Origin of the sequence: Bacteroides oleiciplenus YIT 12058 (genome assembly GCF_000315485.1) — a bacterium.
In the GTDB taxonomy this organism is placed as follows: Bacteria; Bacteroidota; Bacteroidia; order Bacteroidales; family Bacteroidaceae; genus Bacteroides; species Bacteroides oleiciplenus.
The window spans coordinates 1,271,312-1,284,962 of sequence record NZ_JH992941.1; the positions used below are offsets into that span (position 1 = coordinate 1,271,312).

At 44.3% G+C, this 13,651-nt stretch carries 11 protein-coding genes and 1 pseudogene; 2 read left to right on the top strand and 10 right to left on the bottom strand.

What is annotated here, in order from left to right:
- The 8 genes and pseudogenes from HMPREF9447_RS28805 to HMPREF9447_RS27820 form a co-directional block, all read right to left on the bottom strand.
- Window positions 1–304: pseudogene (locus HMPREF9447_RS28805) on the bottom strand (RHS repeat-associated core domain-containing protein); the annotation flags it as partial.
- Window positions 305–1,072: 768 nt separating this feature from the next.
- Window positions 1,073–4,165 (bottom strand): RHS repeat domain-containing protein, encoded by a 3,093-nt coding sequence (locus tag HMPREF9447_RS28920; RefSeq protein WP_009130124.1) that lies wholly within the window; start codon window positions 4,163–4,165, stop codon window positions 1,073–1,075.
- 9 nt (window positions 4,166–4,174) lie between these two features.
- On the bottom strand, window positions 4,175–7,018 hold the full coding sequence (locus tag HMPREF9447_RS12610; protein ID WP_244267611.1) for an RHS repeat domain-containing protein: 2,844 nt from the start codon (window positions 7,016–7,018) through the stop codon (window positions 4,175–4,177).
- Window positions 7,019–7,124: 106 nt separating this feature from the next.
- Window positions 7,125–7,226: a smalltalk protein gene (locus HMPREF9447_RS28470; protein ID WP_009130126.1), complete on the bottom strand. Its 102-nt coding sequence runs from the start codon at window positions 7,224–7,226 to the stop codon at window positions 7,125–7,127.
- Between the two features lie 21 nt (window positions 7,227–7,247).
- A complete protein-coding gene (locus HMPREF9447_RS12615; protein ID WP_009130127.1) occupies window positions 7,248–7,688 on the bottom strand; it encodes an N-acetylmuramoyl-L-alanine amidase in 441 nt (146 codons plus the stop codon).
- Between the two features lie 178 nt (window positions 7,689–7,866).
- Window positions 7,867–8,352 carry an HU family DNA-binding protein gene (locus HMPREF9447_RS12620; protein WP_009130128.1) on the bottom strand — a complete coding sequence of 162 codons (486 nt, stop codon included), beginning with the start codon at window positions 8,350–8,352 and terminating at the stop codon, window positions 7,867–7,869.
- 159 nt (window positions 8,353–8,511) lie between these two features.
- Window positions 8,512–9,546, bottom strand: a complete 1,035-nt coding sequence (locus tag HMPREF9447_RS12625) for a DUF4373 domain-containing protein (protein WP_009130129.1) — start codon at window positions 9,544–9,546, stop codon at window positions 8,512–8,514.
- Window positions 9,547–9,913: 367 nt separating this feature from the next.
- A complete protein-coding gene (locus HMPREF9447_RS27820; protein ID WP_009130130.1) occupies window positions 9,914–10,252 on the bottom strand; it encodes a hypothetical protein in 339 nt (112 codons plus the stop codon).
- A gap of 375 nt (window positions 10,253–10,627) precedes the next feature.
- Between HMPREF9447_RS27820 and HMPREF9447_RS12635 the strand changes: the two genes are divergently transcribed.
- Window positions 10,628–11,350: a LexA family transcriptional regulator gene (locus tag HMPREF9447_RS12635; RefSeq protein WP_009130131.1), complete on the top strand. Its 723-nt coding sequence runs from the start codon at window positions 10,628–10,630 to the stop codon at window positions 11,348–11,350.
- 19 nt (window positions 11,351–11,369) lie between these two features.
- Here HMPREF9447_RS12635 and HMPREF9447_RS12640 read toward each other — a convergent pair whose 3' ends face one another.
- Window positions 11,370–11,846 (bottom strand): pyridoxamine 5'-phosphate oxidase family protein, encoded by a 477-nt coding sequence (locus tag HMPREF9447_RS12640; protein WP_009130132.1) that lies wholly within the window; start codon window positions 11,844–11,846, stop codon window positions 11,370–11,372.
- Window positions 11,809–12,516, bottom strand: coding sequence for a YczE/YyaS/YitT family protein (locus tag HMPREF9447_RS12645; protein WP_009130133.1), 708 nt, complete (start codon window positions 12,514–12,516; stop codon window positions 11,809–11,811). Before HMPREF9447_RS12645 ends, HMPREF9447_RS12640 begins: the two co-directional genes overlap by 38 nt.
- A 306-nt stretch (window positions 12,517–12,822) precedes the next feature.
- Between HMPREF9447_RS12645 and HMPREF9447_RS12650 the strand changes: the two genes are divergently transcribed.
- The gene (locus HMPREF9447_RS12650) at window positions 12,823–13,635 is read left to right on the top strand and encodes an AraC family transcriptional regulator (RefSeq protein WP_009130134.1); all 813 of its coding nucleotides are present in this window, start codon (window positions 12,823–12,825) and stop codon (window positions 13,633–13,635) included.
- The last annotated feature ends 16 nt before the right edge of the window (window positions 13,636–13,651 follow it).

Consider the following 13,651-nt stretch of genomic DNA (forward strand, 5'->3'; position numbering starts at 1 on the left):
TGAACTTGCCACCCGTAATGCGGGTCAGCCAACTACGGATGTTGTAGGAATAGGTCGAACTGTGCGCAGTTCCACCCAGCTTTTTCTGCTCCATGTGACCAAGATCATTATAGGTATATTCGGTAAGGGTGACGATGGTATTGCCGTCCAGTTTGTGCTGTAACTTCAACAGTCGGTCGGCGTAGTCATAGCTGTAGGTGTAGACTTCTGTCAGGCTTTTGCTGCCTGAAGTGTGCACATGGGTCAGGGTCAGCGGTTTGTTAGTGAAGCTGTAGAAAGTCGTAGTCAGGTCGTAACCGTTCATGGCGTATTTTTCATATTCTCCCGACAATTGCTTGATGTAAGTGTCATTGTCGCTCTTATAGAAAGTCTTTTATCCCTTTATCATTATTGTAAAGATGGAGTATAAGTGTAAAGGTATGGGGAGCAATAAATAATCCTTGCCTTTACAGATGTGCATCTGTGCAGGCAAGGATTCTGAATTTAGTGCGGATTAGGAAATGCTAATACTTAATGACAGCTGGATAACATATCCATCTGGACGTAATGGACTAGTTGGCTTTAATTTATCTATCTAAGGAAATATCTTTATTTCAATTCTAAAGATTGCCATTTATGTAGAATAAACCAAATACAAATTACTATAGATAAGATATGCGGAACAAATTCTCCTATAAAACAATCCTTTATCCCAAATGTACTTATTTTAATCATGGTCGTGAAAACTAAATGATAAAGTTGAAAGCCTAATGCACCTATTCCAAGTACAATCAACGGTATTCTAACAAAGTTTTTTAATCTATTTTTTTGGATAAAATATTTGTTCAATTTGGATGTTGTCCTTCTATGGATGGAATCTAAGCTTCTCTTTTGTATCATAATTATTTGATAGAAAATAAACCAAATGTAAATTAAGATAGAAAATAAATGAAATATACCTTCAATTTTATAGCAAAAAAATAATATATAATCATTTGAGCATTTACAAACCGTAGTTCCAAAAATGAAATTCACAAACTGGAATCCTAAGGCATAGAATCCTAAAATAATTAATAATATTCTGAAAAGGGTTTTAGTTTCCATTTACTTTTATATTTGGGTTTTGCTGTATCCATTTTTGTATCAACGACATAGCGTCGTTCCAACTCTTCTCGTTATTGATATTCCAAAGGTCTCCATCATCAATTAAGTCTCGATGTATAGACTTCCATTCTTTTGTACTCTTTTTTCTTATTTTATAATCCGCATTTGGAATATCACGATTACCACTAATTGGAAGACTTAAACCTTGTACCCAATCATTCGTTATCGTAGCATCAACGCGAAGAGGTCCTTTTACACCGTACAATTCAGTAGGCTGCCATGCATTTAAATGAAACACTGTATTGACAGTCCACCCTTGTTCTTCAAGGTATCTAACCATCCCCTCAGAGAAGGCACCACCCATACTATGAGATATAAAATGAAATACATCCTTCTTTGAGTTCATTCCATCTATTAATTGAGAATAATTTTCCTTTGCATAATTATATCCATCCAAATTGCGTAAGAAAGTAGAACTACGCCAATAGTTATATTCAATATTTGTAAAATAAGTAGATTTATCTTGTAAAAAAACCTGTGCTCCTCTGACAAAACTACTATTTGTGCCTCCCCAATATACCGCATCTCCAGTTGGTGAGCCAAAACCTAAGAAACCATTAACAAAAACTATTTTCTCCCCATTTGAGTCAATTGCATTTACTGGATTGTTATTACAATAGATATAAGGAGAAAGAGAGTAATACTTTTCAGCCATTGGATCCACAACATGCCATCTTCCCAGTGCTGCATCATACATTCTCGCCCCATAGTCATACCAATTCAGCCCCTTCTTTGTATCAAGTTCTTTGCCATTATACTTGTAAGGTTGAATATTACCTGTACTTGCAAAGATACCGCCAAACGGGTAATAATGATTTGTTTCTTCCACGTTACTATTCTGATCCACGACTACCCGGTTATTTCCCAGATGATCTTTTAAGTAATAGTGGTATTTATTATCATTCAAAGAAACGTATCCTTCTTCAGTTAACAACAGTTTTGCTGTATTGTTTTCATAGACCACATTGCCGCAATAATCCGTAGTGGTAGTCGCACTGCCTATCGTATGTACCGTATGTCGCTTCGTTCCATCCGCTGCATAAACATAGGTAACCGTACTCCCGTCACTAAATATGACCTTACTTGGCAAATTTAAACAATTATATTGAATCCCGGTGATTCCTTTGTTTAAATCTTTAGTTAAATTGCCATTATTGTCATAGGTATACTCGTTTGCCTGTTTCACACCGTCTTTGAATTCAAAACCTCCATTATAAGCAGAGGCATTCACTGCATCGTCCACACGGTTCAACTGATTACCGTTCAACGTATAAGAAAGATTGTCGATCAGGCCATAGCCTGACGAAGAAGTTTGCCCATAGCGTTGCAATCCTTTGATGTTGCCATTCTTGTCATACGAAGTCACTTTTTCAGTGAAGCGACCTGCACCGTGGGTGGCATTCAGCAGTCGACTCAAACCGTCGTAGGTGAAAGTATAGCTGTGACTGTCACCGTCTGCCGTCCAGTCCATTGCGGTGATGTTGTCGTTGTAGCCGGCAGTACCGTTGTTGTAGGTTAGCGTTTGTGTGAACTTGCCACCCGTAATGCGGGTCAGCCAACTACGGATGTTGTAGGAATAGGTCGAACTGTGCGCAGTTCCACCCAGCTTTTTCTGCTCCATGCGACCAAGATCATTATAGATATATTCGGCAAGGGTGACGATGGCATTGTTGTCCAGTTTGTGTTGCACTTTTGATAGTCGATCGGCGTAGTCATAGCTGTAGGTATAGAGTTCTGTCAGACTTTTGCTTCCTGAAGTGTGCACATGGGTCAGGGTCAGCGGTTTGTTAGTGAAGCTGTAGGAAGTCGTAGTCACATCATAGCCGTTCATGCCGTTACTTTCCACACGCTTTACTTCACGCCCACGAATATCATAGTAGAAAGCTTTCCAGACGGGATTACTGTTTATGCCTGCCACCATTTGCCCTGTCAAAGCGCCTTTGCCGTAGCCGGATGTATCTGTGGAGAAGTTACTACTGGTAAAACCTTGACTCCCAATGAAACTATAGCTGTCATAATAGTTCATGATGTGTACGGTGGTTCCGGAGGTCGTCAGTTTGTTGGTGCACAAGCCCTGTTCGGTTAGACGGTTCAATTGGTCATACTTATAATAGGTCCAGTTGTGGGCGGACAAAGTACGTTGGTTACCATCCTGCGAGAACGTCAGGCGGTCGGAATTGTCATATACATATTCGATATATTGTGCTCCAGGCAGTTTCTTCCGAACACAGCGGTTAAATCCATCGTACCCATACTGATACGCATAAAGATTCAGGTTATCGGTACTGATATTACCATTTATAGCCGGTGGCAATACATAACACAGATTTCCATAGTTATCATATACATAATAAGTATCAAGCGCTTCGCTGCCGTTCATTCTGCGTTCAAGTAGTGTGCGCCCTATCTTGTCCACAAACGTGTAGGACACATTTCCATCTTCATCCGTTGTGCGGGTTACGTTCAGTGTACCGTTAGCATAGTCTCCCGAAGCCTCTAAAGCACCTGTCGAAGTTACTTTATATCGGGTACAGCGTAACTGTGCAGTTGCGCTATTGCCCATAAACTCCATTGCAACCGGATGTCCGCTGTGCCAGTCTGCCCCTGCGCCATATTGCTTCACAATGCGGTTTTGTGGAGAAGCCTCGTAAACAGCCTCTTGATAAGGACGAGAGTCATTGCTGTGACTGCCGGGCGCACTACTCTTGAAACTGGCCGGAGCAAGATAGTCAGAGGTTATAACTGCTGGAAGCCAGGCCTTCGTTTCTCGCCCGGCAGTGTCATATTCTTGCAGGGTGGCAAGAGACACTCCTCTTTTATCAGTGTTTTCTATCGCCTTGTTCACTGTCTGGAACGGACGACCTAATCCATCATAATAAACCACTTTGCTCAAGTAAGACTTTGTGTCGGATTTAAGCATGGTGCGGGTCAGGATGTAGTTTTGAGAATTATCCTGAGCATGTCCTGCCGCTGCCTGAAGCAGCAGCAATAGATATAATAAATAAATTCGTTTCATATTCATTCTGTTGTATTACTGTTTATACTGATATTGATAAGTCTCTACTGTCCCATTGGTGTCGGCTATTTGACTTAGGCGTCCCATTACGTCGTAAGAATAGGTCTTTTTATGTCCATTCGGCGCAGTCTCTGTGGTTATTCCTACAGAAGGGGCATAAGTATAAGTAGTGACTAATGCATTGGATAGGGAGGAGCGTATGTTATCCAGTTGTGCCTGAGTGGGAGCAGTGCCGGAAGCTATTGACGAAATTGTGCTTTCGCTTACTTTCGCCGTTACTTCACTATAGGTCAATCCTTCTATGCGTGCTATGGGATAACGGTAGTTGTATCCCCATAGAATGACAATTTTCCGGTTATCGAACGTAGTCAGGTATTGCGGATTTCCTTTACTGTCATATTTCTCGTAGCGTACCAGCACCCTGTTTGCATTATTGCCTTTCTGCTGGCTGATGTTAGCTGGCAGAAACTTGTCGCCCACTTGCTGGTAGGTAGTAAGGTCGGTAGATAACAAGGTAGAGTTGCAATACTTTTCTTTCTTTACAGGAGTATCCACATAATTTTTTGCAATCATATTGCTATAAACTGTTCCGGTCTGCTGAAAGGGGTAATAGGTTTTGGTGATATAATTATCCCCGTCACTATTAGTTGCGGTTTCTGTTATCGGCTGCAAGCAGCGTAGTTGAGGGTCGTACTGATAAGTACGGGTTGCGACTACGTTTCGTTCATAATCTGTTGTCTTTAAACTTGTCAGCTTACGCAGTTTCCTGTAACCGCGTACATTAGTATATACGATGGAACTATAATATTCGTCCAAATCACTATAGGGTGCACAGCTGAAGTCTATATCTTCGTAATAGATTACCCCTATTCCCATTCTTCCTAACCGCACGCCGATAGAGATGGAATCATTGGGAGGTACGAGTTCTGTATATTCATATTCTTCCGACAACTGCTTGACGTAAGTGCCATTATTGTTCTTATAGAAAGTCTTCTCTTTCAGCAGAGCCGGAACTGTACCTTCGTCATTATTGTAAAGACCGGAGTAGAAACGTAAAGGTACGGGGACAGGCACATCTTCCTCCTCTGCCCCGGGATAACTGCTTTCAAAGTCTTGTGTGAACTTATAAACTGTTTTTCCTACGTTAGACGATTTTATCCCCTTGTATTCTGTCACTTCATTGTAAAAGATGGGACTGCCGCTCCAACCGGTGAGGGGAAGGATGGGTGAAGCCACGGCAATTTGGTGCAAGCGGCTCCTGGATTGGTATGCTCCATTTCCTTGTCGTATAAAATAATGGAAATAATCATCATAGGCGAACAACTCGTTTGAGATTTCCATTGTAGCTTCTCCTTGCCCATATTCATAAGTTTTCTGCTCTAAGATAGTGCCGTTGTGGTCTTTATTTATAATTTCCGCAACCCGCAATCCACCTATGTATGAATAAGTGCCAGTCCGGTTGGTTTCAAAATTGAAGGTTGTGCTACCTCTTGTCGGGTACTGAATTGTCTTAAGAAGACACATCTGCATATGTGAAGGAGAAGCACTTCGATTTGCCAGATTTGAGGCAGGAAATACACCATTGGGAATCATATTATAACTCTGTGTTCCATTATAATATCCCCAATAGTCTTCACGGCAATAGGAACTTGAAGAGCCTCCTGCGTTGGAAGCATTGTAATGCTCCGGAGGTGTCGATGTGTCATACGAAAATGTATAGTTGTCGGCTATGGCATTGGTTGCGTTTCCTTTCATAGAAAGACTGCTAAGTTTCATCCTGTAGTTGGAGGAACGGTCGCCGAAGTATGCATTATTATTGAAAGTAACATGCTTGACGGTTGAATTATTGTCTTTTACCGTAATAGAGGTTAGACGCTCTTTCTGCGTGTCCAGCCTGTCTTTGGCATAACTGAAAGTTATATTGACATTGTTCCAACTGATGGAACTTAACATGGGGACTCGGTATGAGTAGGTTGGCATAGATACATCTCCGCCAAAATTGCCGGTGGTTTCATTCGCGACATATTGTTGTCCCACTCCCTCACTGTAGGTAATAACATTCCCCTTGTGCAGAAACTGAGAGCGATATCTTATAATATAACTATCTCCTGTGGTGTATGAAAGGGTAATCACATTCTTGCGGCCTGCTGTTTCTATCTTGGTCAGATACCAGGCACTGGTATAGGTGTTCATTTGGGGCGAAGTGCATGATTCCTTTGCCTCAAAGTAATAAGTCGTGCCATCGGTATCAATTACCTCATATCCCTTGCTTGTTCTCTCTATTTTTATCGGTTCATGAGGGATGGTAAAAGGAACTTCATTATAAACATTGTAGCGGAATATACCGGCTTTACCTGCAAAGTTATAGCTGTATCGGTCTGATTCGGAATCGTATTCGGGAACGCCTGCAAATGCACGGTTCCACAATCTTGTTTCCATGGCTGATTCCGAAAGCCGTTTCTCTACATCTGCCTTACTTTTGAAGAACATCCGGTAGTTATAACCTTCGAAATCCGGCATTCCGCATACCGTACGGGCTATCATCCCTCCGGCATTCAACGTCCATCCCAGTCCTACGGGACCGGAAACATCCAGTACTTTGATACCCGAAGCGTGGTATGAAACAGAGATAGGGAGTTCATAGTCTCCGGTATTCAGTGTATAGATCGGAATTTCTATTTTAGGAACTCCTGTAGAATGATCCACCGGATATTCCCCATAGCGGGCATAGGCGGCAGATTGTGGGCTGGGATGGAATGTAGCTTTCAGTAATTGGTCAGCTACTCCACTTTGTGCTCCTAAAAAAGAAAACGGGAGCAGGAAAAATATTAGCAGATAGTAAATTTTATGATTTGTCATTGCTGTATAAATATAAAAGTGAATTGGATAATTGGTTATTCTTTCTCTTGTCGGGAGACTACCCCAATGCATAGCATCTTATTGCATTGGGGTAGCGGATTGCCTCTTAAGGTGTCATGGCGTTCACTCCCAGTACCCCGGCAATGGCTGTAGCCACGGTGACAATTACCTTCAGGATGGTCTTCCAAGTGTTCTTACTTATTTTCATAATGTTTAATATTTTAATTGTTTATAGTTCCTTCTTCACCTCGAAGCACGGGCATTCCTTCACCCACTCTTCCGGCTCTATCACCCCGTTCCCATTCAAGTCCGGACTGAGGTCGCGATGCCCGCAGACATAGCTGTTCCGGAACCGTTTCAGTAACTGGTGCACCAGCAACCGCAGCGCACTGCGTTGTTCCGGTGTACGGGTATCCGCAGCCTGTCCGTTGCAGTCCAGTCCACCTTCGTAGCAAAGACCGATTGAATGAGCGTTGTGCCCCTTTGCATGTGCCCCGATAAGTTCTAGGGGGCGGGTGTTGACTACGGTGCCATCCCGGCGGATGTAATAGTGGTAGCCGATGCCACGGAAGCCACGACGGCGATGAATGGTTTCCAGTTCTTCTGTCGTAAGGGCATGATCTGCCCGGGTGGCGCTGCAATGCACCACAATTAAGTTGATACTTCTCATGATTCTTTTTGGATTAAAATAGTTTAGTTAGTAAAACAGTGAATAGTTTGGTTAAGTCGTAGTATTATCGTTGTGTACGTGTTGTTGAGCGTAGGTGAGTTGCGGAGGTACAGTGCTTTTTGCTCTGTTATCCCTGGGAAGCTCTGTGTCTCCGCGTCTCTTCTGTTTTCCTGGTGTTTTAGCCCAGCGGATTATCCTCGAGTCCGTCGTCACCGCCACTGCCGCTTCCACCGCCGGAACCGCTTCCGGTTACTTTGGAGTTGTAGGGGAGGCATTTCACGCCTGTCACCATGGAGCGGGTGGCTACGGTGCGGTCGGGATTCTTGGTGTAACTGGGCAGGAAGCGCACCGTCAGGGTGGCTTGTGCTGCCGAAACCTTGTCGGCGATTTCCACGCCCTTACCGTTGGATTTCATGGTCATGCGGAACGTGCCGAAGCCATCCAGGGTGACGCTTTCTGAAGATTGCAGATGAGTGGTCATTACTCTCACCAGGTTGTCGATTGTGTTCTTAGTGTCGCCTTTGGAGAGGGAAGAGTATTCCGCAATCTCACGAGCAATCTGATTGGTAGTTACGTTGCCTTTTAGCACAATGCGCGGGTAAAATAGTTTCTTGCCGGCTTTGTTTTCCAAAATGGATTGGGCTGGTTTATAAAATACTGGCATAATTTGAATTTGTTTTTAAATTGTTAATGAAATATTTATTGTTTGTGTCTTAAGCTTAACCATATTGCAAAGATAAGGCTTTGCTTGTGAACTAAGAAATGAATATATCCGTTTTTTATCAGAAAGTGTTTTTGAATTGTTTACGTTGTGCAGCCTACCCTATTTTACGCACAAGCTCAGCAGGTACTTTCCCGGGAAGCGTATTTTCCCGTGGCTTTCGCGCAGGTCGAAGAAACCTTTCCAGAGGGGATGTCCGATAATGCCGAAGTTGCTCTTGAGGATGATGGCGTACTGTTCCTGCTGTGTGATGTGGTGCTGTCGGAGATTAAAGACTAGTCCGTCCAGATTGCGTTTTAGTCCGTCTTGGGGCGGTTGCAGGCGTGAGATGTCGTCATCGGTCCATTCCTTGCGGGGCGGGCGGCTACAGGATGTTTCTTTTGAAGGCATTTCTCTGGGTACGGCATCTTCTGAGCCCACTTCTCTTTGTGAAAAAAGAATCTCCTCCTCCCTTTCCTCCGCGGACTTCAGGTCCGCGTTCTGAGTTCCCCTGCCGGGGGAACTATTGAGGAGGGGATATTCTTTTCTATTCTGTGCTATGCTATTCTGTGCTATGCTATGTGTACCGGATGTTTCATTTTGGGACTTAAATGTTACATTATTCTTTTCCATTTCATTCTTCCCGGAAGAAGCTATTTCTTGTTTGCCGGAAGTAATGTATTGATATTCAGTCATAACAACTTCGAGCTCTTCCTTGGTTTCTTCTTCTGTCTTTTCTGCAGTCACCTCCTCTTCCTCCACCTTTCTTCCGTTGCTGATGCGGAATCGCTCGTCTATAACGCTGGACTTGCGACGTTTGGTGCTGAAGAGGTATTGGCTTTGTATTTCTCTGCTGGTGAGCACGCCGTATTGGCTGAAAATGCCGGGGTGGAAGATACCATACTCAATGGCGAGGCCGAGGATGCGTTTCACGTCGGCGGCCGACTGATTGTAGAGGCTGGCGGAGAGGTCGTCGTAGAAGAGTTCGTCGGCATGGACATAGTAGCCTTCGCCGCCGTAGATGCAAGAGAAGGCGCACATCAAGGTGGCGAGGGCGCCTTCGCCTTCGCGCTTCATGATGCGGCGCACGAGGCGGTCGTTCATGAAGTCGATGTCGACGGGGAAGTAATCGAGTCCTCGTTTTTTGATTCTGGACATGGTGATTGTTTTTAATGATTAATAATTAATGCGAATCAAGAGTTGAAATTAACTCCTTTTTATAGGGTTTTGAACTAAGCAGGCATTATTGCGCAGCTCAAGGCTGAAAGCCTTTTATCTTATAGCCCGGGGCAACGCCCTGGGAATTGAGTTGGGTTTATCCCTGCGCCCTGTAAGGGCATAACAGCACACAACGGCTTTTGCCCTTACAGGGCGTAAGATTGTGGGGTACAATTCATTCCCGGGGCGTTGCCCCGGGCTATAAGATGAAAGCCTTTCAGGCTTGGGCTGCGCTAAATCATCATTCGTCTCCTTAGGCTGCGCTAAATTATCATTTGCCTCGTTTCTTATCAGTTATAAATCTGTTTCAACTACTGATTCGCATAATTAATGATTCTTGGTTAAGGTCAGCTTCGATGAGCTTTCTTCGTTTGCGGATTACGCTCTCTTTCACCACTTGGAGGGCATGCAGGATGAGGGTCATACGCTGCTTCCGATCTTGTATGTCGGTGATTAGGAGGGGAGTGTGCGAGGTGACATTCACGAAGTGTGAATCTACGTAGCGTTTTCTATAGGCGGCGCTGCGGCATGCTTTGCAGCAACTTTCCGGTCGCTGGGTGCGTTTGTCCATGTAGAAGGCTTCGGCAGGAAGTTCCTTCAGGCAATATCTACAAGTGTGTAGGGTAGTGGTAAGTATCTGTTCCATAATGAGATGGTCTTAGTAAGTATATCCTGTTGACTGAGTATATATATCTGTCGTGTAGCATCTATATATCCTGTGTGTAGCATCTGTATATCCAGCGTGTTGCATCTATATATCCAAGGTGTTGCATCTATATATGCTACGCCTTGCATCTATATATCTTGCGGTCGGTTCTCTGTTTCGAAACCTGAAATGTTTGTTTTTCATAATTCTTCTCTATTTGTTTGCAATATAAAAATAACTTGCTTACTTTTGCCACTGCAAATATAGAATTGTTTTCGAATACAACCCAAATAGTTTTAGCAATTAATTTTCAGAAAATACGTAATGGCTTGTAAATGAACCGTTATCACATTTTGACTTATATACAATAATATTATGGAGAAAGAATCGGACTTAGTATTGAATGTTTCGGAAATAGTGAAACGTGCCAAGACTGTGTTGAACCTGAGGAATGATGCGGCATTGGCTGCCTACCTTGGTGTCTCCCGCTCTACCCTGAGCAATTGGTGTGCCCGAAACAGTATCGATTTCCCGTTGTTGCTGGGAAAAATGAAGGATGTGGATTACAACTGGTTGTTGGTAGGCAAAGGAACTCCTGTGCATCAGGCGAAAAGATGCAACAGTGGGATGATGCAGGGCGAGGTGGAGATGATACACAAACCAAAAGCGGTTGAGGCTTTAGATAATCGCAGCATATCGTTATATGACATCACCGCTGCTGCCAATCTGAAAACTATGCTTGCCGACAAGCAGCAGTATGTGGTGGCCAAAATACAAATACCCGGCATTCCGGTGTGCGATGGTGCGCTCTACATCAGTGGAGACAGCATGTATCCTATTCTGAAATCAGGTGATATCATAGGTATCAAGGAAATCAGTAGCTTTAGTAATGTGGTTTATGGAGAGATGTATCTGGTTTCATTCAACACCGATGGAGACGAATATCTGGTGGTGAAGTACGTGAACCGTTCGGATGTGGCAGGTTGTATCAAATTGGTGAGTTACAATCCACACCACGAGCCGATGGATATCCCCTTTGCGTGCATCCAGGCGATGGCGATTGTGAAGTTCTCCATTAGAAAGAATATGATAATGTAAAGATTTGGAGGTGAGGGGTTTATACTTCACTCGGCCGCAGCCCGAAGGATCTGCACGTCATTTTCTCCACCTTGACTTCCCATACTTTCACGTTGCGCACGGCGGGTTCGCTGTATTTGAATTCGTAATCGACGTATTGCTGCATGACGATGTCGAGTATGTTCCGTTTTTCATCCATGTCTTCGATGAAACGGACATTGCCCCAACACATTACGCTGCGCGACTTCATGCTATAGCTGCATGCCACCTGCCGGTGCATGTACACCAGTTCGTGTCCTTCGCAAAAGGTGATGCAGACGCGCGGACGGCGTTCGACCATCTCCACTTTGCTGCCTTCGGGGCCGGAGTGCAGATAGATTACTCCATCGCGGTAGGCGAAGTTCATGGGAACCACGTAGGGGTTGCCTTCTAGGTCGGTGATGCCCACCATGCAGTAAGGGCATTTGCGGATGATTGCTTCAATTTCCGTCGGTTCGGTGATTGCGATTGTTTTCATAAGGCTGAATGGGTGTTTTATCCGGCGCAAAGGTAATCATTTTATTGATAAAGCCCAGCCGGCGGTTGAAGAAGCGTGCGAAAAGGCCTACAATCAGTGCGGCGATTATCGTGCCTTCGCGTACGCCTTCTATGGTGCCTGCTAATAGGAGGGATGCTGCACAGGCCAGGAGCGCCAACGTTGTATCAAAACCGATTTTGGTGATTCCGAACTCTTTCCCTGTGCGTAGGGTGATGGCTTTCACAAAGGCTTCGCCGGAGAGCATCACCACGTTGGCTATCACTTCTATGCTCACTCCTAAACCAAGTATTGCGCAGCCGGCCACCAGTGATAGTATCTGCGAGGCGTATCCCGCAGGAGCAAAGTCTCCCAGCAATGTCATGGAGCAATCTATGAAGAAGCTGAAAAGTATTGCCACGGGTATTTGCAGGAGTTGTTCTTTCTTGAAGTCCTTTTTCAGGAGCCATATTTGTCCGGCTATCAGCAGGGCATTCAGCAGGAGTGTGAATTGTCCTAGTGTGACGGGGAATTTTAAACTCAATGTATAGGGCAGGCTCGATATGGGCGATGATCCCAGGTTTGCTTTAATAATTAAACTAATACCGAATGCATTTACAAATAAGCCCATGATGAAAAATAGATAACGGGCTGTCAGTTCTCTTTTTACCATATTGTTTTCTTTATTAGGTTCATTCAGTAAATGATAATTTAGCGAAGCGGAGCTTTGTTTAGTGATTAGCGTTTAGTGATTAGTGATAAGCGCCATGCGGAATAATGGCGCAGCCCACTAATCACTAATCACTAATCACTAATCACTTATCATTTACTGAATATCCCCATTCTATTGTTGCCGCAAAGTTACTGCTTCTTCCCGCCTCTCCACGGTTCAATATTCGAAACGGATTGTTCAAAAAGTGGGATTTTCTTGTATTGTAGATTCCCGAATAGTATATTTGTACTTCAAAAACGGAACTTTATGCCTGAAGAATACCTATTGCACACCCGCCGGAGAGCGAACCTGCTTTCTTATCCCTGCCGAATGGAAAACGGTGAATTCCTGTTCTGCCTGCAAGGCGAAGTACAGCTCTACATCAATCAGCAGAAGTATGCACTGGCTACCGGGAGTGTGATTCTTGTCTTCCCCGGGCAGATTGTGTTCTATAAAGATGCCACGGACGATTTGGAACTGGCTGTTTTCGCCTTCTCCAGTCAATTCAGGCATGAGATTTTCTACTCGCTGCCTTCGGACAAAGTATCTTTCCTGCGCGAACATAACTATAGCTCGTTCCAGGCTGAAGCGTGGGACGGGATGCGCAGCCATTACCTGCAACTCCTGCAGCAGAAGTCGGCAGACGGCGGAAATGTGTATCAGCGTGAACTAGTTATTTATTGCTGCCGGATGCTGTTCTATGAAATCTGCAACCAGTCGGAGAGACTTTATCAACAAACTAAATCGAACCATCTGCGCTGGCGGTTGAAGGACAGGTTTATTGCGCTCGTCATAGAATCGTTCAGGGAAGAACGCTCGGTGGATTATTATGCGGATAAGCTTTGTGTCACCACCCGGCATCTGAGTAAGACGATTCAGCAAACGGTGGGTTGCACGGCGAAGGAGTGGATAGACGATTATGTGATACTTGAACTCAAAGTGACGCTTCACTCCACGGCGCTTTCCATACAGGAGATAGCCAACCAGTTTAACTTCCCGGACCAGTCGTATCTGGGCAGGTACTTCAAGCACCACACAGGGATGTCACCTACGGCTTACAGGGGGAATATCTGTGTGTGAGGATAAATGTGGTTCA